21 protein-coding genes and 1 pseudogene are annotated in these 23008 nt (G+C 37.5%); 6 read left to right on the top strand and 16 right to left on the bottom strand.

Features of this window, described 5'->3' with window-relative positions; all coding sequences use genetic code 11:
• The 8 genes and pseudogenes from F606_RS23265 to F606_RS0115625 all read right to left on the bottom strand — a co-directional run.
• A pseudogene (locus F606_RS23265) lies at positions 1-125 on the bottom strand (IS200/IS605 family transposase); the annotation flags it as partial.
• A gap of 194 nt (positions 126-319) precedes the next feature.
• Complete coding sequence (locus F606_RS0115590) at positions 320-1018, bottom strand: LrgB family protein (protein WP_019554822.1); 699 nt, start codon at positions 1016-1018, stop codon at positions 320-322.
• On the bottom strand, positions 1015-1386 hold the full coding sequence (locus F606_RS0115595) for a CidA/LrgA family protein (RefSeq protein ID WP_019554823.1): 372 nt from the start codon (positions 1384-1386) through the stop codon (positions 1015-1017). The genes F606_RS0115590 and F606_RS0115595 overlap by 4 nt, the downstream gene beginning before the upstream one ends.
• Before the next feature lie 271 nt (positions 1387-1657).
• Complete coding sequence (locus F606_RS0115600; protein ID WP_211210086.1) at positions 1658-3286, bottom strand: ABC1 kinase family protein; 1629 nt, start codon at positions 3284-3286, stop codon at positions 1658-1660.
• Positions 3287-3572: 286 nt separating this feature from the next.
• Positions 3573-4856: a sensor histidine kinase gene (locus tag F606_RS0115610; RefSeq protein WP_019554825.1), complete on the bottom strand. Its 1284-nt coding sequence runs from the start codon at positions 4854-4856 to the stop codon at positions 3573-3575.
• Between the two features lie 4 nt (positions 4857-4860).
• Positions 4861-5532 carry a response regulator transcription factor gene (locus tag F606_RS0115615; RefSeq protein ID WP_019554826.1) on the bottom strand — a complete coding sequence of 224 codons (672 nt, stop codon included), beginning with the start codon at positions 5530-5532 and terminating at the stop codon, positions 4861-4863.
• 82 nt (positions 5533-5614) lie between these two features.
• Positions 5615-6553, bottom strand: a complete 939-nt coding sequence (locus F606_RS0115620) for a glycosyltransferase family 2 protein (protein ID WP_019554827.1) — start codon at positions 6551-6553, stop codon at positions 5615-5617.
• A 112-nt stretch (positions 6554-6665) separates the two neighbouring features.
• Positions 6666-8096: an ArnT family glycosyltransferase gene (locus F606_RS0115625; protein ID WP_019554828.1), complete on the bottom strand. Its 1431-nt coding sequence runs from the start codon at positions 8094-8096 to the stop codon at positions 6666-6668.
• A gap of 269 nt (positions 8097-8365) precedes the next feature.
• Here F606_RS0115625 and F606_RS24010 point away from each other — a divergent pair, with 269 nt between their 5' ends.
• Positions 8366-8764, top strand: coding sequence for a GtrA family protein (locus F606_RS24010; RefSeq protein WP_019554829.1), 399 nt, complete (start codon positions 8366-8368; stop codon positions 8762-8764).
• A 21-nt stretch (positions 8765-8785) separates the two neighbouring features.
• Here F606_RS24010 and F606_RS0115635 read toward each other — a convergent pair whose 3' ends face one another.
• Positions 8786-9445: an N-acetylmuramoyl-L-alanine amidase family protein gene (locus tag F606_RS0115635; protein ID WP_019554830.1), complete on the bottom strand. Its 660-nt coding sequence runs from the start codon at positions 9443-9445 to the stop codon at positions 8786-8788.
• Between the two features lie 301 nt (positions 9446-9746).
• Between F606_RS0115635 and F606_RS0115640 the strand changes: the two genes are divergently transcribed.
• The 4 genes from F606_RS0115640 to F606_RS0115655 all read left to right on the top strand — a co-directional run bounded on the left by F606_RS0115640 (position 9747) and on the right by F606_RS0115655 (position 14313).
• A complete protein-coding gene (locus tag F606_RS0115640; protein ID WP_019554831.1) occupies positions 9747-11090 on the top strand; it encodes an L-cystine transporter in 1344 nt (447 codons plus the stop codon).
• A 103-nt stretch (positions 11091-11193) separates the two neighbouring features.
• Positions 11194-12012, top strand: coding sequence for a DUF134 domain-containing protein (locus F606_RS0115645; protein ID WP_281166777.1), 819 nt, complete (start codon positions 11194-11196; stop codon positions 12010-12012).
• A gap of 144 nt (positions 12013-12156) precedes the next feature.
• Complete coding sequence (locus F606_RS0115650; protein WP_019554833.1) at positions 12157-13092, top strand: LysR family transcriptional regulator; 936 nt, start codon at positions 12157-12159, stop codon at positions 13090-13092.
• A gap of 93 nt (positions 13093-13185) precedes the next feature.
• On the top strand, positions 13186-14313 hold the full coding sequence (locus F606_RS0115655) for a 5-methyltetrahydropteroyltriglutamate--homocysteine S-methyltransferase (RefSeq protein WP_019554834.1): 1128 nt from the start codon (positions 13186-13188) through the stop codon (positions 14311-14313).
• Between the two features lie 94 nt (positions 14314-14407).
• Here F606_RS0115655 and ilvD read toward each other — a convergent pair whose 3' ends face one another.
• The 5 genes from ilvD to F606_RS0115680 all read right to left on the bottom strand — a co-directional run bounded on the left by ilvD (position 14408) and on the right by F606_RS0115680 (position 20478).
• On the bottom strand, positions 14408-16066 hold the full coding sequence (gene ilvD / locus F606_RS0115660; protein ID WP_019554835.1) for a dihydroxy-acid dehydratase: 1659 nt from the start codon (positions 16064-16066) through the stop codon (positions 14408-14410).
• Between the two features lie 67 nt (positions 16067-16133).
• Positions 16134-17114 carry a C-terminal binding protein gene (locus F606_RS0115665; RefSeq protein ID WP_019554836.1) on the bottom strand — a complete coding sequence of 327 codons (981 nt, stop codon included), beginning with the start codon at positions 17112-17114 and terminating at the stop codon, positions 16134-16136.
• Positions 17115-17183: 69 nt separating this feature from the next.
• On the bottom strand, positions 17184-18515 hold the full coding sequence (locus F606_RS0115670) for an MFS transporter (RefSeq protein WP_019554837.1): 1332 nt from the start codon (positions 18513-18515) through the stop codon (positions 17184-17186).
• Positions 18516-18655: 140 nt separating this feature from the next.
• Positions 18656-19423, bottom strand: coding sequence for an SDR family oxidoreductase (locus F606_RS0115675; protein WP_019554838.1), 768 nt, complete (start codon positions 19421-19423; stop codon positions 18656-18658).
• Between the two features lie 50 nt (positions 19424-19473).
• Positions 19474-20478 carry a zinc-dependent alcohol dehydrogenase gene (locus F606_RS0115680; RefSeq protein ID WP_019554839.1) on the bottom strand — a complete coding sequence of 335 codons (1005 nt, stop codon included), beginning with the start codon at positions 20476-20478 and terminating at the stop codon, positions 19474-19476.
• Between the two features lie 345 nt (positions 20479-20823).
• Here F606_RS0115680 and F606_RS21355 point away from each other — a divergent pair, with 345 nt between their 5' ends.
• On the top strand, positions 20824-21540 hold the full coding sequence (locus F606_RS21355) for a FadR/GntR family transcriptional regulator (protein WP_019554840.1): 717 nt from the start codon (positions 20824-20826) through the stop codon (positions 21538-21540).
• 165 nt (positions 21541-21705) lie between these two features.
• On the opposite strand, the gene rarD is transcribed toward F606_RS21355, so the two are convergent.
• Both rarD and F606_RS0115695 read right to left on the bottom strand, forming a co-directional pair.
• Positions 21706-22623, bottom strand: a complete 918-nt coding sequence (gene rarD / locus F606_RS0115690) for an EamA family transporter RarD (protein WP_019554841.1) — start codon at positions 22621-22623, stop codon at positions 21706-21708.
• Between the two features lie 38 nt (positions 22624-22661).
• Positions 22662-22985: a winged helix-turn-helix transcriptional regulator gene (locus F606_RS0115695; protein ID WP_019554842.1), complete on the bottom strand. Its 324-nt coding sequence runs from the start codon at positions 22983-22985 to the stop codon at positions 22662-22664.
• Between the last annotated feature and the right edge of the window lie 23 nt (positions 22986-23008).

Here is a 23008-nt window from a genome sequence, read left to right on the forward strand (position 1 = left end):
ATCCAACCAATATCTTTTTTCAGTTCTCCATAAATTTCCATCCGACGATATTTAGGCGCAAAAACAATATGATATTGACATCTCCACTTAGTATGTTCTAAACTTTGTATATCTTTATCTTGCATGATAAAGACCTCCCTGTTATTTTTTATGCGGTTGGCTAGACCTGCATTTATTGTAACAGGGATTTTTTTTCGACTAAAGTCAAAACCGTCGATTCCGCCGGCTAAGCCGGTGGTTTATTTCGAACAGTTAAATAAAAAGCTGCATTGATTTATGTTTCTTTAATACATAAATCAATGCAGCCATATTTTTTTATTTAAACATCTAATAGTGAAAAACAAATATTAACAATTTCTGGAGCAATTAACGTGGTAATAATCCCCATAAAAATCATCGCCAAACTGGAAATCGCGCCTTCCATTTCACCGGCTTCAAAAGCCTTAGCCGTACCCGTACCATGTGCCGTAATACCATAAAGCATACCTTTTGTAATTGGACTTTTAAAAACCGTACCATATTTCAGCATAAAAGTTACAAAAAGCGTACCGGTTATACCTGTCAAAATAACAAAAACTGCTGTAAGCGAAGGATTGCCTCCGAGAATCTCCGAAATACTCATCGCCATCGGAACAGTAACGGAGCGTGGTGCCATACTAGCCATAAGTTGTAAATCTGCCCCCATATAACGACCAATCAGAAGAGATGTCACAATCGCTACAGCCGCACCTCCCGTTACACCAACTAAAATTTCAGTCAAATGCTTTTTGACGGTCGCTCTGTATTTATAGAGCGGTACAGCCAAAGCAACTGTTGCCGGCTGAAGCATCAAGGATAACCATTTGCCGCCCTTTGCGTAATTGTCATAAGGAATCTGAAACACAACTAAAATTCCTAAAAGAATAATCGGACAAATAATCAGCGGCGAACAAAGCATATGCTGTGTCCGATGATAAAGTTTTTTCGAAAGAATATAAACAACTAATGTTAAAGATAAATAAAGAACCATTAAACTCATATTTCACTACTCCGTTCTTTGCGACGTACAATCCACTCTGTCGCCACACCCACAAAAATAAGGACAAAAACAATACTGCCTTCAATTGAAGTCAATAGCTCTGACCATCCCGATTCTAAAATATCTTGAAATTGGATAATTCCTACAGCTGCCGGAATAAAAAACAGTAATAATTCTGCAATCAAAAAATTTGCACCACTTTCAATCCAAGCCAATGGCAGCCATTTAAAATACAATAAAATGAATAATAATAAAATTCCTAAAATACTCCCGGGAAAATCTATGCCAGTATATGCTACAAAAAAATTACTTCCGAAACTAATTGCGCATAAAATCACCACTTGCCAAACAATCTTAAACAACTTCATGAACTCAACACCCCAATACAAACCCATATAATTCGAATCGAACGAGAACAATAAATTGTTCAATTTTCAAATCATATTTTCATGTATAAAATTTATTTCTAAATGATAACACATATAAAATAAAGATGAAAATACTTGTTATCTATACTTCGATAAAAAAAAGATATCGTTATTGATGGTATTTTATGAAAATTCAATGTATGCATAAATTTTACAATAAAACCGAATCAGCATAAAAAACTATGATGACCCTCCCCCTAGCGAACTATCCCTATCCTTTTTTTAATAAAATCACAGCATAGCCGAAAGCCAGGACACTAAGTCCCAGTGCACCTTCCAGTGGTCCTAAGAAACCTTGGACATATAAGTATGAACCAGCAACAAACAATGCTGCTGAAACAATACTCCAGCTCAAGATGTGTAATGCTTTTGCAACCGTTTTACTGTTTTCTCGAATCTGCTGTGCGGGAAAACGAACCAGCATCCCATCTTCTTCCCATCGCCGCAGCGACCGCGCTGCCAATGTAGGAATTTCGGCTGTTGATGTAACGATACGAATTGCCTGTTCTTTAATTTCAGCCTTTGTATCTTCATGTTCCGACAAATTCAGCATAGATTTTTTGAACTGTTCCAAAAGATTCCAATCAGAATCTAACCCACGGCAAATACCATATAAAATGCCAAACGCACGCCCTAAAAAAGTATACTCCGAAGGAATTTGAAAAGGCTGTTCATATAAGAGTTTTCGAAGCTGTTCGGCAGCAGCCCGCATTTCACGATCTGATGCTTGTTTACGATCTGCCAGCATTGCCTCCCAAAAATTCTCAAGCGCTTGTGCTACTATTTCCGTATCAGCCCAAGCTAGTAAAAAGCCAATTTTTTTTAAACAATGAACAATCTGAGAATAATCCGCCTGCATTACGGCACTAGCAAACTCAATAAACAAACGGCGATTTTTAGCACTCACGCGTCCCATCATACCAAAATCCAAAAAGATAATATTTCCTTTTATATCAACCATTAAATTACCAGGGTGAGGGTCTGCATGAAAAAATCCATCTTCAATAACCTGTTTCGCATAAGCGTCCCATACTTTTTGCGCCACTTTCGTGCGCACCAAACCAGCTGCTTCAATTTGCGAATAATCATTAATTTTGATACCATCCATAAATTCCATAATCAGTACATGTTTAGCCGTATATTGCCAATAAATTTTTGGAAACCGAATCTGCCGTATTTTTGAAAAACTAGCGGCCATCTGCTCGGCACTTTCACCCTCTTGCACATAATCCAGTTCTCGTTCTATTGTGTCATGGATCTCTCTATATACCTTATTCACATCCATCAAATCATACCAATTTGTCAAAACCCGACAAAGCTGCATCATAAGATAAACTAAACGAAAATCAACATGAATAATCGCTTCAATCCCCGGCCGCATAATCTTGACTGCCACCTTTTCCCCCGTATGGAGTTTTCCGACATGGACTTGCCCCAAAGAAGCCGATGCCAAAGGAATTTGTTCCAGCGATGCAAAGATATCATTGACACTGACCTTTAAATCGTCTTCAAGCACCATTCGCAAATTATCAAAGGGAACGGGCTGTACTTCATCTTGCAGTAAAGATAATTCATCTAAGACATTTTGCGGGAATATATCCACCCTTGTACTCAGCAACTGTCCAACTTTAATCAAGAGTCCACCAAGTGAAACAGCTGTCAGCCGAAATTTATGAGCCATCTCACCATAAAATTGCAATAATTTTTGATTCATCCATGTTTTATCGTGACCAAACCCCTGTAAATAAATCCAGGCGCGACCTAAAATAATTTGCCAAACTAAAAGAGCTCCCGTAAAAAAGCGTTTAAACAAATAAAAATTTTGTAATAATTTCAACACATTAGCCCCGTTTCTATATATACAGAATGAAATATTTCTAATTTAAAGTAAAATTCGCCAAAAAACGGTTTCTCCCTTTACTTTTCTATATATTATGTGCATTATATATAGAATCAAAAAAAATATAAAATATTTTCGGTTTTGATATTGAAAATCATTTTCATTTGTGTTATATTATATTCATAGCTTTTCATTAAGCTCTCCAAATATAAAATACACAGCAAAAAACTGCTCGCGATGCTCAGGCGAGCAGTTTTTTGTTGTGTAAATTTTTTATTTATAGATTTTAAAATCCGGGTAGTTCGACAATAAAAGTTGACCCTTTGCCAATAATACTATCGACATGAATCGTACCATTATGTATGTTGACAATTTCTCTGGCAATCGACAACCCCAGACCACTACCACCACAAACTCTTGATCTTACTTTATCGACACGATAAAAACGTTCAAAAATCTGTTGCAAGTTAGCTGCATCAATCCCAACACCTGTATCCGCAACAAATATCTTAACTGCATTCGTCTCCAAGTTTTTTTGCAGTTTAACCTCAACCCGCCCTTGATCGGGTGTATATTTTATTGCATTATCAAGTAAGATCAAAAGAAGCTGCTTGATTTTCTCTGATTCAGCATGTAATTCAACAATTGGTTTATTGATAAAATCAATATGAATTTCTTTTTTCTTAGCCAGCGGCTGTATTTTTCGAAGGATTTGTTCCACAGCCAAAGTCAAATTAAAGGTTTCCTTGATGATTTTCTGTCCAGGCTGTTCGCTACGAACCAATACTAGCAAACCACCAACTAAATTTGTCATTTTCAAGACTTCATCTTTCATATCATTTAAAATCTCAAAAATAAATGGCGTTTTAATTTCAGGTTCCTCTTCTAAAATCTCAATAGCGGATAAGACAATACTAAGTGGTGTGCGTAGTTCATGCGATGCATCCGCAGCAAATTGACGCTGCTGTTCATAGGCATTTTTGAGCGGGACAATCGCCTTACCGGCCATCAAATAGCCAATAAACACCGCTGCCAAAAGTGCAAAAACTGCAATAAGAACTAAAACGAGCGTAGCTTTATGCAAACCATTATACACAGCTGTAACATCTCGGCCAACATAAACGACCCCGATTTGTTTACCATTTTCCATAATTGGTTTTGCTGTCATCATTACATTATAAATCCATTTAAAATGAGCTGCTTCCGAAATCCCGATAACTTGGCCATCTGGTGTATCCCATTGAGCGATTTTATCGAGAACAATTGCTTCTAATTGTGGCGAAGGTCTTGAAGCATTTCTTAAATTCCCCTCCATATCAAAGGCATAAACATACATTCTTCCGCTGCCTTCTTGATAGTTTTGTTGCTCAGCTTCAAAACTAGTCATATGGTTAAATAAAAAAACATGTTCGTTTGCCTCTTCTTCCGCAAACAGTAAGACTTCTCGTTCCTGTTCAGAGGTAATCGACCATTGCATGGTTTTGTACATACCAAAAACCAAACCGATAAAAAAAACTGCCATAATCAACGCATAAAAAACGGTCAGCTTGCGGCGCATTTTTTTAAACATACAATCATTCCTCCAATTTATACCCAACCCCGCGTACAGTATGAATCAATGGCTTTTCTTTGCTCAAATTCATTTTTTTTCGTAATGATTTTATGTAAAAATCAATACAATTGAGCCCAACTTCACTTTCACGGCCCCAGACCCTGTCAAAAATAACTTCACGCGGTACAACACTTCCCTTGTTTTGTACCAATAAATCCAAAAGTTGAAACTCACGCGGTGAGAGATTAATCTCAACAGCATCTTCTAATAACATTTCTAATGTCCGATTTAAGGTAAATTGTCCCAGCTGTATAATATCTTGCTGTAATTTGTTTTGTGTACGACGCATCAAAGCCCGCAAGCGAGCTAAAAGTTCCATTTTTTCAAACGGTTTAACCAGATAGTCATCCGCCCCAACATCGAGGCCCGTAACTCTATCTTCGACCGCATCACGTGCCGTAAGGAGTAAAATAGCAGGTTGATAACCGGCCATCCGCAAGCGGCGACAGACACTTATACCCGTTTCAACAGGCATCATCCAATCCAAAATAACAATATCATACTCATTTTCTAGCGCTTGCTTATAAGCTACATCACCACTTTGCACCCAATCCGTTAAAATCCCTTGTTTTCTGAGCATATATTGAATTAACTTACCTAAAACCAGATCATCTTCAGCCAATAAAACCCTCATAGTTTCACCTCCATAATTATAAAAATAAAATGAAGACAGCTTGAATCTGCTATCTTCATTTTATACGAATTACCTACAAACTTTATTTTTCTATTTCATTTTCCGGTTCACGTTCTAATAAATAAAGGGGTCTTTGCTTGACTTCCGCAAAAATTCGACCAATATATTCCCCGATGATGCCTAATACCGTCAGTTGTATACCACCTAAAAATAAAATACTTGCAGCAATCGTGGCCCAGCCAGGCACCGCATCATAGGTGAAAATCTTGATAAACAACACATGCAGCACCAATAAAAAACTAATCAATCCCGATAAAAGTCCACCATAAAGTGATAAGCGTAATGGTAAATTTGAATAAGCTGTAATTCCATCCAAGGCAAAATGCAGCATCTTGCGTGGCGAAAATTTGGATGTTCCAGCAAATCGTTTTGGTGCAACAAATTCAATTTGTGTCTGTTTATAGCCCATTGCACCGATCATGCCACGAATAAATCGTGCCTGTTCTTTATACCGACGAAAACTACGTACTACAACTTGATCCATTAAACGAAAATCAGAGCCGCCTTCTTGAATATGTATATTTGCCATATTATTCAAAACTTTATAATAACAACTTGATGTCATTTTTTTGAGCCAAGAAACACCTTCTGTTGTCTCACGAATCGTTTGAACAACCTCAAATCCAGCTTCCCATTTTTCCAGCAAAAGCGGTATCAGTTCAGGTGGATGCTGCATATCACCATCCATCGTGATCACTGCATCTCCATTTGCATGATCCAAACCACACGTCAAAGCAACTTGATGTCCAAAGTTGCGTGCCAGGAACAAGCCTTTAACATGTGTATCCTTTTCTTCCAATTCACGTATCAGCTCTGCACTGGCATCACTCGATCCATCATTTACAAAAAACAATTGAAAATCATAATTTGTCGTTTTCATGACATTACATATTTCACGATAAAAATGTATTATATTTTCCTGTTCATTATAGACAGGCACAACAATCGATATTATTTTCATTACTCTCGCCACCATTTTATTTCTATAAAAGAAGTTAAACTAAAAATTGCCTGTTACAGAGTGCTGCACCTGTATTAAAATTATCTAATTCAACTTATATAGTTCTTAATTATTATTGTTTCCGAAATAAAAACTCCTGATTTGCTTGTCCTATCAATAGCCAATTGCCTGCCATATCCTTTTTAAAACGATCCACACTGTCATCATCAACCAGCATTAGAACATTTTTTTTATCAGCAAGATTTTCTTCTGCCAAAAACGGCATAACGTTTTTACTGCTCCAGCTCATAGCCTTCGGAAGCATCGTATCAATATTTTTCGCTTTTTCCATACGATAAATCTGTGTCTGTCCATAAAAGACGGCTGACGTGTGATAATCGCCATAACTGCCGACAATCATATTCGGCTCTTTCGCTGAAGCCACGATTACAGCTGCCGTCTTCGCTGAAAATTGCTGACAATAGGGTATAGCTACCCCAAAAGTCAAAACGGTATAAAATACAACATTAAAGGCCACTATCTTCATAATAAATTTACAACGCTCTGCTAAAAAGCGTGCTGCCAAAATAGCAATTGGCAAAAGATAAGGAAACGTATACGTTGTATATTTCGTTGCCACAATTTGATAAAAAGCAAACACAACGAAAATCCAAATAAGCAAAAAGCCTGTTTTTTCATCAATCTCCGGCCATTTTTTTTGTGTCCAGATTTTTTTTAAAGCCATAGGTATTATAAAGACCCATGGGAAAAACCCAATAAAAAACATGGCAAGATAAAAATACCAAACATTATCTTTGGGGTGTTCTGATACAGTAGCTCGAAGAAAATTATGTATACCCAAAAAAGTTTCCAAAAATATCGTACCATGGATTGTATACATAATATAGTACCAGCTGCCACCAACCAAAACCAAAATCAAACTTCCGCTAAGTAATTTCATGTGTTTCAATTCCGCAAAATTACGGCGCCACAGCATAAAGAATACAATAATAAGCCCGGGCAGCAAAAAACCAATGGGTCCTTTCGTCAGCGTAGCTAACCCTGCAAACAAATAAGCTCCATAATAGTATTGTTTTTTTTCACTACCATACCCCAAATAAAAGCAAACCAATGCAGCATTAAAAAATACGAATAATGACATGTCCGTAATAACTGTTTTTGAGATCAACCAATATTCAAAAGATGTACCTAAAATCAAAGCCGCAAAAAATCCAATTTTTGCATCATATAATTTTCTGGTAAATACATAGGTCATTAAAAGTCCCAAAATCCCCATTACCGCTGGCCAAAACCTGGCAGCAAATTCATTAGTACCAAATATTTGAAAAGCAGAAGCCAGCTGCCAATAAAAAAATATTGGTTTATCATACCAGTACGTACCATAAATCTGTGGAGAAATATAATTTCCTGACTGTACCATTTCACTTGCAGTTAAAGCATAATTGGACTCCACTGGATCTGTAATAAAAATCCCCTGATTCCCAAGAAAAAACAAATAAATTCCCAATACTAGAATAATGCTAAGATGTTTCTTTGTAGACAAATTCTCCGTACCTCCTGCTTGATCTGAGTCTAATCTCAAACTCTAAATCTTTCCTTGCTAAAAGTATAAAAAAGATTTCTGAAAAGAACTGGAGAAACTACATTCTATCATCGACAGTTTATTTATTATTCTAAATCTTATCTATTTTAAATTATAACGCACTCCACTCATATCATCAACCTATCACCATGTTTGTTCAAACAAAATTGACAAAACTATGCAAAACTATGATAATGCAGAGAGATAAAACTTATAAGGATGAACTCATTATGCTTACGATTCGAAAATTAAAACAGCACTTCCTGTCACGACAATTTCTTCTATTTCTAATTGTCGGCTGCATCAATACATTCAATGGAACTTTTTTTGCCTACCTTTTTTCTTTATATAAAATTGATGCAAATACATCATTTATCTTAGGTTATCTTACCAGCTTATCTATTGCTTACTATTTAAACTGCAAATTTGTGTTTAAAGAGTCATGGAAAAAAGATAAGTACATACGGTTCTGCTTGTCGTATATTCCAAATTTCATAATTCAAAATGTCGTCGTACTTTTCTTTTATAATTATATGAACTTTCTACCTGTTTTTTCTTATCTGTTAGCAGCTATTATCGGTGTTCCCGTGACTTTTCTTATTGTAAAGATTTTCGCCTTTAAGCGATAATGAACAGTCTATTTATCATGCTTAGGAAAAAAATCTATTGAGAGCTCGACAAATAGCTTCAGCTAGCTTCTGCTGAAATTCAGCAGAATTTAACAATTGTTCTTCCTGCGGATTCGAAATAAATGCCATTTCTATTAAAGAAGCAGGCATATTGGTACGCTTTAATACATAAAAATTTGCCGTGGCTTTGCCACGATCTGCCAGCCCCCCGGCACGTACGAGTTCAGCCTGCAAATCCGCTGCCAAAACGGACCCCATTGATGAACCACTATAATAATAAGTTGCTGTGCCATGAGCTGCTGGACTTGAAAACGAATTGGCATGAATGCTTAAAAATACATCGGCTTGATTTTGATTGCCCACATCTACTCTGGCTTGCAGTTCTTGTGCATCCGCGGCATTTTTTATATTGCTTACATCGCGGTCGCTGCTTCTTGTAAGTATCACAACAGCACCGGCATCATTTAAGATAGCTTTAACTTTCAATGCCACCGCCAGCGTAACGTTTTTCTCTAAAATTCCTGAGGGGCCAACGGCACCAGAATCGCTGCCGCCATGTCCCGGATCAATAACAATCGTTTTTCCATTAAGTGCTGACAATGAGTTTTGCGACTGAGCAAATGCAGTTGGCACACATAGTAAACACAATGTTAAAAAAATCAAAAAAATTTTTTTACTCAAAAGAACACCTCCTAAAGCTAAAATCGAATCACTAAAAGCTCTACACTATTATCTATTGCTATATTAAGTTGCATTAAATATTCTATATGGCAATCGTCAGGCATGGGGTGATATAGAAGACATTTCACAAACTAAAACACAGACTCATTAATTATACTATCATACTACGAAATCAAATGTAATAATACTATAAATTTATAATGTATTGTTATCATATATGTTTTGTTGATTTTTCCAAGATATTATGTTATAGTATGAACTATCAATTTACGGGTACTTTATCGACCCTTGGAGGTATATCATGATGAGTGTTTTAGTTAATATTTTTATCGTATTGCTTGTTTTTATTGGTTTATACACGATGCAAAAAAAAGAAGTCAGTTTTGGAAAACGTGTCTTAAGCGGTTTATTCGCCGGTATTATACTTGGAACCATATTTCATCTTATCTTCGGTGCAAATTCTGCTATCATTAAGGAAACAAACAACTGGCTCAACATAGTCGGTTCTGGTTATATCCGTTTGCTTACCTTAATTGTTACTCCACTCGTTTTAGTTTCCATTACATCGTCGATTATTCAAACCAAAGATTTAAAGACCTTTCGCAAAACCGGCCTATTGATTATCGGAATTCTTTTATTTACGACCGCCATTGCGGCTGCCGTCGGAGCCGGATCGGCAATTGGTTTTAATTTATCCGCAAATGGAATGGAAGCTGGTAATGCTGAAATCGGTGCCTCACAAAAAATTGAAACCAAGCTGACTGATTTTCAAGCAAAACCAATTCAGCAGCAATTGATCGAAATCATTCCCACAAACGTCTTCTATGCGTTAACTGGTCAAAGTAGTTCTGCTACCTTATCGGTCGTCTTCCTTTCTATTCTGCTCGGTATCAGTATTTTAAAAATCCGACAGTACAAACCGCAATCTGCAGAATTTTTGACCAATGCCATTGAATCTTTACAAGATATCGTAATGGAAGTCGTCGAATTTGTCCTCAAAATCACCCCGTACGGTGTTTTAGTTTTAATAACCAAATTCATATCCACTAGTAACTTGGAAGACATTTTAAAACTTGTCCAGTTTGTTATAGCCTCCTATACAGCCATCTTTATCATGTTCATCGTACATTTCATTCTGCTCAGTCTAAGTGGCTTTAACCCACTCATTTATATCCAAAAAGCAGCACCGGTTTTAGCCTTTGCTTTTACTTCACGGACAAGTGCTGGTACACTCCCCCTCACCGTTGAGGCTTTGACCAATAAACTTGGCGTTTCAAAGGGTATTGCAAATCTAGCCGCCTCTTTCGGAGTAAGTATCGGCCAAAATGGCTGCGCCGGCATTTATCCGGCAATGTTAGCCGTTATGATCGCACCAACGGTTGGTATTGACCCATTAGCACCTCTCTTTTTAATCAAGTTAATCCTTGTCGTTACCTTCGCCTCCTTTGGGATTGCTGGAGTTGGCGGTGGTGCAACTTTTGCATCACTCGTTGTTCTATCCACAATGGGTCTGCCTGTCGGACTTGTCGGATTATTGATTGCCATTGAACCTTTGATTGATATGGGACGCACGGCTCTCAATGTCAGTGATGCAATGACTACAGCGATTATAGCGGATAAAATATCCACTGCACCAGAAAATTAAAACAAAACTAACACGTTAAACGCTCTGCCCAGGCAGGGCGTTTTTTTCAGACAAGTTTTATTTGACAAATGTGCATATGCTCACTATACTAACAATAGAGCATATGCACATTATAAAGTTTTTAAATTACATAAGCAGGAGGCGATTCATTATAGCCCGCAACAGTATCTGTCGGCGCGTTTGTATGCTGCCAGAAAATAAAATATTCACCCCAGATAAGAATGCCGATGGCTATGTAACCTTGACCATTGATGCTGTCGAAGCGTTACGTCTTTGCGATTTGGAAGAGTTGAATCAAGAACAAGCCGCCGGTATGATGGGGGTTTCACGAGGAACGCTGCAGCGCATCCTTTACCGGGCTCACAAGGCAACAGCTGAAGCATTGATTGCCGGTAAAGGTATTCACCTCACCGGTGGCAACTACAGCGTAAATCAATATGCCTGCAAACATATAAAATGTCATCGCTGCAATTTTGCCGATGACAAAAAGAATAAACAGCTTATTACAAAAATAAAATCAAACTTGGAGGATACAATTATGAAAATTGCTATTACAACTGAAGGAAATCAAATTTTTCAACATTTTGGCTCTTGTCCCCTCTTTACGCTCATTGAAATCGAAAACAATAAAATAATAAACCGCAAGCTCATTGATGCATCGGGCAGTGGTCATTCGGCTTTAGCTGGATTTTTACAAAGCAATGAAATCGATCTTTTAATCTGTGGAGGAATTGGTGCCGGAGCTCGCAATGCTCTTGCGGAAGCTAACATCGCACTTATTTCCGGCAGCAAAGGCGATATCGACGCAGCAGTTACAGCATACCTTGCTGGTACACTAAAAGATAAACCAGAAGGTATGTGCAACCATCATCACGAAGGCGCAGACCATCAATGCGGCGCTGGCGAAAATCACTGCCATTAATTTATCTTTTTCATAAAAAAAGCGGAACCGCAAGGTCCCGTTTTTTTATTATGCTCTTTTATAAAATGTCTGCCACCCCTTCGCAGATAAATTGTTCTGCAGTATAATAAAATAAAGCAAGAACATGAACCCAAAGGAGATATAATGACTTTACAACAATTACGATACATCATCGAAGTCGTCAGCAGCGGTTCTATAAACGAAGCCAGTAAACAACTTTTCATCACGCAGCCCAGTTTGTCTTCGGCAATCAAAGAACTTGAAAACGAACTCAATATTATGATTTTCACACGTACTACCCGAGGAATACACCTCACTTCCGAAGGCGCTGAATTTTTAAGCTATGCCAGACAAATCATTGAACAGACCCAGCTTCTAGAGCAGCGTTACCTGAATGCAAAACCCTCCCCGCAAATTTTTTCAGTCTCAACCCAGCATTATGCCTTTGCAGTGAATGCGTTTGTTCAACTAATTCGTCAATATGGTCATGATGAATATCGGTTTAAGCTTCGTGAAACCAGAACCTATGAAATTATTGAAGACGTTCACAATCTAAAAAGTGAACTAGGTATCCTCTATCTCAATGACTTCAACAAAAAAATCATTGAAAAACTTTTAAAAGAAAATGACCTTTCGTTTCACCCTTTATTTGAAGCATCTCCGCATATTTTTGTCAGCAGTACACATCCGCTGACTAAGAAAAAAAAAGCTGCGCTCCATGATCTTGATGAGTATCCCTGCCTGACCTTTGAGCAGGGTGACTACAATTCCTTCTATTTTTCTGAGGAAATCTTAAGTACCCTCTCGCACAAAAAAAACATTGAAGTCAGTGATCGGGCAACACTATTTAATCTACTCATCGGATTGAACGGGTACACCATCTCGACCGGTATCGTCAGTGCGGATCTTAATGGGGATAATATTGTTCCCATTCCCCTGGATGTCGATGAAACAATTTGTGTCGGCTGGATTACAAATACCAAAGGATTACCTAGTAAACTTGGTCAAATTTACATCCAAGCTTTAAAAGAAATCGTGTCCTGCTATGCCTCACAAAATATCCGTTTACTTATAGATTAAAACTATATCTGTTGAAAGAAATATCAACTTACCCTATAAAGAAACTCCTATGGTATACTAAATTCACCGAAACAGATAGGAGTGAATACATATATGATTACAACGAAATCAAAAAACCTTCATGTGCCAAATCATTACGACTTTGTAGGATCTTTTTTAAGGCCAGCTGCTTTAAAAATAGCCCGCCATAAATTCAGTAAATCCGAAATTTCCGCAGCCGAACTGAAAAGCATAGAAGATAAGGCCATTATCGACCTTATTCAAAAACAAAAAGAACTCGGTCTCAAATCGATTACGGACGGTGAATTTCGTCGTTCCTGGTGGCATCTTGATTTCATGTGGGGACTAGGCGGTGTCAAAAAAGTTGATCTTGACACTGGGTATCAGTTCCACGGTATCGAAACACGCGCTGAAACAGCTTGCCTTACGGGCAATCTAAATGGCGCCAATCATCCTTTTGTCGAACATTTTAAATTTGTCAATCAATATGCTGACGAAACTGTTCTCGCCCGTCAAACGATCCCTGCACCTGCTCAATTTTTAGCCGAACTGCAGCGCAAGGAAAATCGCACCGTCACAAAAGAAATTTATCCAAGCACCGAAGATTTAATTACAGATATTGCCGCTGCCTATAAAACAGTCATAAAGGATTTATATAATGCGGGTTGCCGCAATATTCAACTTGATGATTGCACGTGGGGTATGTTCTGCGATAAAAAATATTGGGAAGCCCGCCAAGACAGTCAAATTTCATTAACCGAACTTGCTGCACTTTATGCAAAAGTCAACAATCTTGCAATATCAGACCGACCTGCCGATCTTATAATCACGACTCACGTCTGCCGTGGTAATTACCATTCCTCATGGGCAGCATCAGGAGGCTATGAGCCTATCGCCAATATCTTATTCAAAGAAAATGTCGATGCTTTTTATCTGGAATATGACAGTGATCGTGCTGGTGACTTTGCACCGCTTCGTTTTATCACCACGCAAAAAGTTGTTTTAGGTTTAATTACCAGTAAAACCAGTAAACTTGAAAATAAAAACAGCCTTAAAGAGCGAATTTTTGAAGCAACAAAATATGTTCCACTGAATCAGCTTTGCCTAAGTCCACAATGCGGTTTCGCCTCTACCGAAGAAGGTAATCTCTTAACCGAAGAACAGCAATGGAATAAAATGAAACTCGTTAAGGAAATCGCCGAAGAAGTTTGGCAATACTAATAGTAAAGGGATACCATTTTTTTGGTATCCCTTTACTATTAGTATTTTTCTCAATGGAAAAATTTTCCCATAATATTTTCAGTACCGACGCGATTTATTGAACAACAGCACCACGATTCGCTGATGTCACACTCTTAGCATAACGTGCTAAATATCCACGACGTTTTTCACCTTGCTGAACTTTTAAATTTATCATACGTTCTTTATATTCATTATCACTTATTTTTATATTAAGTTTACGCGCTGGAATATCAATATCGATTATATCACCATCTTGGACGATACCTATCGGTCCACCAGCTGCAGCTTCTGGTGAAATATGTCCTATACAAGCTCCATGTGTAGCACCAGAAAAACGCCCATCTGTAATAAGAGCCACATCTTTATCGAGCCCAGCTCCAATAACCGCCGCTGTTGCCATCAGCATTTCTCTCATACCTGGTCCTCCTTTAGGACCTTCATACCGTATTACAATGACATTACCTTTTTTTATCTTACCACTGAGTATGGCATCTACCGCATCTTCTTCACAATTAAATACCTTAGCCAAACCACTGTATTGTAACATTGATTTATCCACTGCACCAGCTTTTACTACAGCACTATCTGGAGCTAAATTCCCCCACATAATGGCAATACCGCCTTCTAGGTAACATGGATTTTCCACCGTGTGAATAACGTTTCTATCTTTTACAACACTATCTGCAACATTTGCGCCCATAGATTTTCCAGTTACAGTCAAAACATCAGTGTGTATAACATTTAACTTGGTTAATTCCTTAGTAACAGCCTGAAGACCGCCGGCGCGATACAAATCTACAATATGATACGGTCCACTAGGGCTGAAATTGCAAAGTTTAGGGACTGCTTTGCTTATTTCGTCAAAAATCTTTATATCCAACTCAACTTCTGCTTCGTAAGCAATTGCCATTAAATGCAAAACCGTATTGCTAGAACCTCCTATTGCCATATCAATTGCTATAGCATTTTCGAAAGCTTCTTTCGTTAAAATATCTCGCGGTCTAATATTTGTTCTTACTAACTGCATAATTGTTTCACCAGTTCGTCGTGCCAAGACCTTCCGCTTAGCAAATACTGCCGGAATCGTAGAATTCCACGACAAAGTCATGCCCAAGATTTCTGCCATACAGTTCATGGAATTTGCCGTACCAAGATGTGAACAGCAACCGAAACCTGGGCATGCCTCATTTTCCCATTCATCCATTTCTGTCTCTGTCATTTCGCCAGTTGTCACTTTACTAGATGCTTCACATCCCACACTACCATCCGTGACATGCCCCTGAAACTCTCCTGGCAGCATTGGACCACCAGCGATCATTATGGATGGTATGTTAATTCTGGCAACTGCCATCAACATTCCTGGCGTGATTTTATCACAATTAGTAATCAATACCAGACCGTCAAGCTGATGCCCAATAGCCATAGCTTCTATAGAATCAGCAATCAATTCTCGACTAGACAGTGAATATCTCATACCTTCATGATTCATTGCCATACCATCACAAACAGCAATTGCAGGAAATTCTAAAGGAACCCCACCTGCTGCTGCGACACCGAGTTTTACACAAGCAGCTAATTCATTCAAATGAATATGTCCTGGAACAATTTCATTAAATGAATTTACCACACCGATTAATGGTTTTTTTATGTCTTCATTTGCTAATCCAAGGGCTTTAAGTAGAGATCTATGGTTCGCTCTAGAAATACCTTTTTTCAATTGATCACTAATCATAAAACATCCTCCCTCTATATTAAAAACATGTGCTAAAAAATATTTTACAATATTTCATTGCAAAATTTCACTTTAATGATAAAGTCCCTACTACTGCTTTATTAACTAGATAAGTCGGAACTTTACCCTGTAATACTTCAGCCACGCCCCTTGCGGCTTTTTGCTTAAGTTCGACTTCGGATTCTTCTGAATACCAAGATATATGTGGTGTAATGATTACGTTATCCATATCTAGTAATGGATTATCTTTACCTACTGGTTCAGTTTCTAATACATCCAACCCGGCTCCACAAATCTGTTTATGCTGTAACGCTTCTATCATTGCAGATTCATCTATGATTGCTCCTCGCGATGTGTTGACTATAATTGCCGTTTTTTTCATCATGCCAAATTCTTTAGTACTAATCATATGCTCCGTGTTTTTCATCAATGGCACATGTATCGATATAACATCTGCTGATTGCAAAAGTTCATCTAGTGTTAACAGCTTGCCGCCAAATTCTTTAACGATATCTTCTTTAACAAATGGATCATATACCAAAAGTTCAAAACCAAACGGCTTAGCTTTTTCTGCTAACGATCTAGGTATGCGCCCAAAACCTAAAAGTCCTAATTTTTGACCGCGTAAACGGTGTATAGGCTTGCCTAATTTATAATCCCAACCACGATTTTTCACCTGATTATTGAGCAGAACCACTTTTCTCATACAGGCAATAATTAAGGCGAATGCTTGATCAGAAACTTCATCCATACAATAATCCGGTACATTTACCACACAGATACCATGATCCGTTGCCGCTTCCATATCGATAGTGTTGACCCCCACACCATATCGTCCTACTGCTTTTAAATTCGGTAGATTTTCTATTACTTTGCGGCTTATCGGTGCATATTGATTCAACAATCCGTCTGCATCTTTACAATTAGCTATAACCTCGTCTTCAGTACGGCTTTGCACCGGTATTAATCTTGCATTAATTTTATTTATTTCACCTTCTTCTTCTTTGAGCGAAGCATATTCATAATCTGTCACATATACTTTTTGCATTTTAAACCTCCTCATGTCTTATAAAATAATAGTATATTTAGAAAATACTGTCTTTTTTTGAGCCGCCATTTAAGCATTGTTAATTAATTTTTCTTCTTTTTCTGTATGCACTTTTTTTAGCAAATTGTTTCCAATAGCCAACGGTACAGTTAACCATAGCAATATAGCAGACAAAAATGCTGTACCTGCCATTATATATAGGCCAGCATTAGCCGAATAAAATGTTGTTTCTGCCCACACACGTAGATTCGGTGCCACAAATCCACCTAAATTACCGATTGAATTTATGAGTGCTATACCACTCGCTGCACCAGCTCCTGTAAGAAAGCGTCCTGGAAGCGTCCAATAAATAGGCTGACAAGCAACATTACAAGCAGCAACAAAACACATTGCCACAATCCCTAAAACTGGATTCGTCGTTGATGAAACAATATACCCTACACCTGACACAAAAATGATCCAACCAGCCATAATTCCACGACTACCAGTTTTGTCTGATAAACGTGGCAAGTACACCATGGCGATTGCACAACAAATCCACGGAATTGCACTTACAAACCCTACCAAGGTACCGACCTTCATGCCTAATAGATTAGCAACTTGAGTTGGAAAATAAAAATTAAACCCGTTATTAGCAATTTGTACTACGAAACTGATAAGACACATATACCAAACTTTAGGGTTGGCTAATGCAGATAAAGCCCCCACTTTTTCGAATGTCTTTTGTGAAGCTTCCTTTGCCAGCACATTTTTTAAAGCTACTTTTTCTTCAACGGTCAGCCAAGCAGCATCATCGGGTTTATCATAAAGGCGCTCATAGATAACAATACCAACAAGTACAGCTAATAGCCCCTCAACAGCAAACATCCACTGCCAGCCTGTAAAACCTAAGAAACCATGCAAATCCAGCAGTAACCCAGATATTGGCGAACCAAAAACAAAGGCTAACGGCACCCCCAGCCAAAACAAGCCCATCATTGAACTGCGATGTTCTTCTGTAAACCAGTATGTAAAATAGTATACTATACCAGGTAATAAGCCTGCTTCCGCTACACCTAATAATACACGCAATGCTAAAAATTCTGTTTCTGATGTCACAAATGCAAAACCTGCAGCTATTAAGCCCCATGTAATCATAATACGTGTTAACCAAAACTTAGCCCCTACACGGTGCATAATAATATTGCTAGGTACTTCAAATGCAGCATAACCAAGAAAAAATATGCCTGCCCCAAGTGCAAAAGCCGCATCACTGATACCTGTATCAAGCTGAAAAGCTTGTTTCGCAAAACCTATATTAGATCTATCTAAAAAACACATTATATACATGAGTACTGCACAAGGTACAATTTTATTTCTGGCTTTTTTCATTGCTTGATTTGCCAACTTCAGATCAACCATATTACCATCAGCTACCTTTCATTACATGTTTATTTTTATAAAAGAACTTTATTTGTGTTATATTCGTCGAATTAGTTTATAGAATTTTTTCTTTTAACTATATATTCTGATAATTATATTAAATACTACGGATATGTTTTTTATTTAGCTAAATATCCACCATCAACTGGAATAATCGCACCATTAATATAGTCCGAAGCTGTTGAAGCAAGAAAAATAACTAACCCTTTCATATCTTCAGGTGTACCCCAACGACCAATAGGAATACGTCCTAAAATTTCGGTATTACGACTTTCATCATTGACTAAATTTACATTCATTTCCGTATCCATATATCCTGGAGCAATAGCATTCACATGTACATTGCGACCTGACCATTCATTCGACAATGCTTTGGTTATTTGTGCCACGCCACCCTTACTAGCCGCATAAGCTGCTACAGTAAAACCACCAAAAAAGCTCAGCATAGATGCCAAATTTATAATTTTACCACCGCCATTGACCAGCATCACCCGCCCAGCCAGCTGACACATTTGGAATACTGCATTTAAATTAATGCTGATTACATCATCCCAATCTTCCATAGGGAATTCTTCGCATTTATGACGTCTCTGGATACCAGCATTATTTACCAGTATATCTATTTTTCCATTCAGCAATCCAAGTGCTTTATTAAACCCTTCTTCTACTTCTTCTCTTTTCATAAGATTTGCCTGAACTGCATGTGCCAAAAATCCGGCTTTAGTAAGACGTTCTGCTGCCTCTATGCATCGATTACTTGATGAAATAATCACCACTTCAGCCCCCGCTTCACAAAGCCCTTCGGCTATTCCAGCACCAAGACCATGCGCCCCACCTGTGATAATAGCTTTTTTTCCCTTCAAATAAAATTTTTCCATAAAAGACATAAAAATCAACCTCCATTTATTGGCATCAACTGTGTAAAGCATTACCAATCTTATATTTTATACATTACTTTTATCGCACCTGTTCCTGGCGTCGTAAGAAGGTCAAAACCTTTTTGCGCTTCGTCCAGTGGCAATAAATGTGTAATTATTTTTTCATAATTTTCTTCATGCTGCATAATCTTAGCAGCTATATCAAAATCCTTATAGCGGTATACACGTGTAAATGAAAAAGATGTTTCTTTGAACATGCCTTTTATCAATGGCAAAACTGCTGCTTTTTTATAAGCGGCTACAATAACAATACGTCCTTTCACTTTTACAACATCAAGTAAAACATCTGCGACCGCTTGCACGCCTGCACAATCAAAAACCCAATCAAAACCAATACCATCTGTTTGTTCTCGAACAAATTTCTCCATATTTACCCCGATAGGATTAAAAACATCAAATCCCATTGATTTGGCAATTGCTACACGACTTTCATCTGTTTCAACCATAGTTACCTCGAGTGCACCAAAAATGCGTAATGTCAATGCTGTTGAAAGCCCTATCGTACCACATCCAAAAACGATGACTTTTGATCCAGGTACAAAACCTGTTTCACGTAAAGCATGCACTGTAACCGCTACAGGCTCTATAAATGCACCTAATTTATCAGACATTGTATCGGGCAATTTTATAAGTTTTTCTTCTGCAACAGAAATATATTCTGCCATTGCTCCATTACAATCTATACCTAATAAGCCAAGCGTATCACATACATGCTCATTACCTGTCATGCAAGGTTCACAATGTCCACATGAAAGTAATGGATATGCCGCAACTCTTGTTCCTTTAGAGAATCGCTTGCTATCACTCATCGTTATACCAGAAAACTCATGCCCGGGTATCAACGGACTTTTCGCACGCGGATGTGTACCTGCATAAATATTTAAATCAGTTCCACATATTCCTGCATAAGATACCTTAACTAATACTTCTCCAGATTTAACCTGCGGATCCGCTACATTTTTAACAGATATTTTTTGAGGACCTTCATAAATAATTGCTTTCATAAAAAAACCGCGACCTTTCTTTTATTAGTAAATAATATAAACTATAAATTCATCAGACCAATATCATTATCTTACCTGATGAATTTATAGTATTAACATATCACGCATAAATATTTTTTGCAAGTATTTTTTTCAATATTTTGAATCATTTATTATTGTAAATACTATAAAATTGCATGTATTTAAATAAATATTTATAATTGAATTATTTTGTTCATATAATTCATCAGATAACTTTAATATATTTATATCACAAATCTATCTTGCCTTGCCTTCCAATTTACAATAAAATGAATTTATAATATAATAAGAATACTTTTCAAGAAATATGTTAGGAGTGATACTATGTCTAGTGTAAAAAAAAATTTACCATCGATGGCGGAAACAGTCGCCAGTAAAATAATAGAGTTTATAATTTTAAATAAAATGATGCCTGGTGATAAAATGCCTACAGAAAATGAGATGTTCAAAAAAATGGACGTGGGACGATCCACCTTGCGTGAAGCTTTCAAAATAATGAGTGCCCGAAATATATTAGAAGTCAAACAGGGATCCGGTGCTTTCATTTCGTCGAAGTGTGGCATACCCGATGACCCGCTTGGGCTTATATTTATTTATGATAATGATCGTCTAGCCTTAGATCTGCTCGATGTCAGAACCATGATCGAACCCCAAACGGCTATGTTGGCTGCATTAAATGCTACAGTCGGACAGCGTCGACAATTAGAAAAGCAATGTTTAATCGTTGAGAAACTCATTAAAGAACAGGCCGTATATGGACACGAAGACATCGAATTACATAAATTAATAGCGGAAGCCAGTGGCAATGCGGTAATTAATAATTTATCGTACATTTTAAATACATCTATCAAACGAAACATCATCGCCACATCCGATTCTCTTCGCGACAACAACACTCTCATCTATCATCGTAAAACGATTGATGCTATTATAAACGGCGATCCTATAAGCGCCCGCAATTCTATGATGATCCATATAAACTTATTGCGTGAGTATATTGCCGACAAAACAAAAACAACAAATACAATCACAAACAAATAAATCTCCAACATATAGAGACGTGAAAAATTAAACAAGGACTGGTATAAGTGAATTTCTAATTCACTTATACCAGTCCTTGTTTTTATCAAATAGAATCCACTTTTACCGTAAAAAGACAGGTCCAAAAGAACCTGCTTTGTACATTTTCTTATAAATCATTAAGGTTTAACTACACGACGATGGCTGCCGAAAAGTTGCTCGTTCCGAAAATGAAAAGATCAGTAAGCCGAGCCAAATGAAGCCAAACGAAAATAAATGTATGAAACTAAATGCTTCATGAAATACCGTCACACCAATACATAAACTGATTGAGGGTGACAAATATTGAAAAAACCCCATAACATTGAGTGGCAAAATATTGGCTCCCTTGGAAAACAAAAGTAATGGAATCGCTGTAACAACACCTGTACTAAGCAATAATAAAGTCACATGCGGATAAGCAAAACCAAAATGACTTTCACCAATCCCGACCAAATATAATAAATATACCATTGCCAGTGGCAAAACCATAAATGTTTCCAACGTAATACTTACAATTGGATCGAGCTGAATCATTTTTTTCAAAGCGCCATAAAAGGCAAAACTGCTTGCCAAAAGTAAAGAAATCCAAGGGACTGTACCAAACTGAATCGTCATATTTAAAATCCCGATACCAGCTAAAAACAGACTCACTTTTTTCCAAAAATTTAATTTTTCTTTAAAAATGATCATTCCCAAGAAGACACTAACCAATGGATTCATATAATAACCAATACTGGTTTCAAGAATACGAGCATGATTGACTGCCCAAATATATACAAACCAATTTACACTGATTAAAAGAGCCGCCAAAAACAGCAAAAAAGTCCTTTTTTTATCTTGCCAAAGTATTTTTGTTGTTTGTTTAAAATTTGCTATTTTTTTCATAAAAAACAATAACCCCAGCATAAAGACAAACGACCAGCAAATCCGATGGGCTAAAATCTCATAAGCGGATGCTTCCTGTAAAAACTTCCAATAAAGCGGCAATATTCCCCATAAAACATAAGATCCAATCGCAGCTGCCGCGCCGGAACGGATATTTTTATCTTGCATCGTATTCATAAAGCATCCCTCATTCTGTCATTCTAATTCGTTATCTTTTATATCGATTCCTGATATCGCTCACCCCAGGCATACATGGTATCTAGCACCGGCTTTAAGCTTTTTCCAACCTCGGTCAAAGTATACTCCACCCGTGGCGGAACTTCCGCATATATCTTACGCGTTAATAGTCCATTTTCTTCCATAGCCCGTAAATTTTGCGTAAGTACCTTTTGAGTAATTGTACCAACTGATTTTTTCAGCTCTCCAAACCGTTTCGTTCCCTCAAGCAAATCACGAACAATCAAAACTTTCCATTTATCGCCCATCAGCACCAGCATCGTTTCAACCGGACATGGCGGCAATGATTTTTTATCTATCATTCTGTACCTCCTGAAAATCACAA

Source organism: Propionispira raffinosivorans DSM 20765, assembly GCF_000381065.1.
In the GTDB taxonomy this organism is placed as follows: domain Bacteria; phylum Bacillota; class Negativicutes; order Selenomonadales; family Selenomonadaceae; genus Propionispira; species Propionispira raffinosivorans.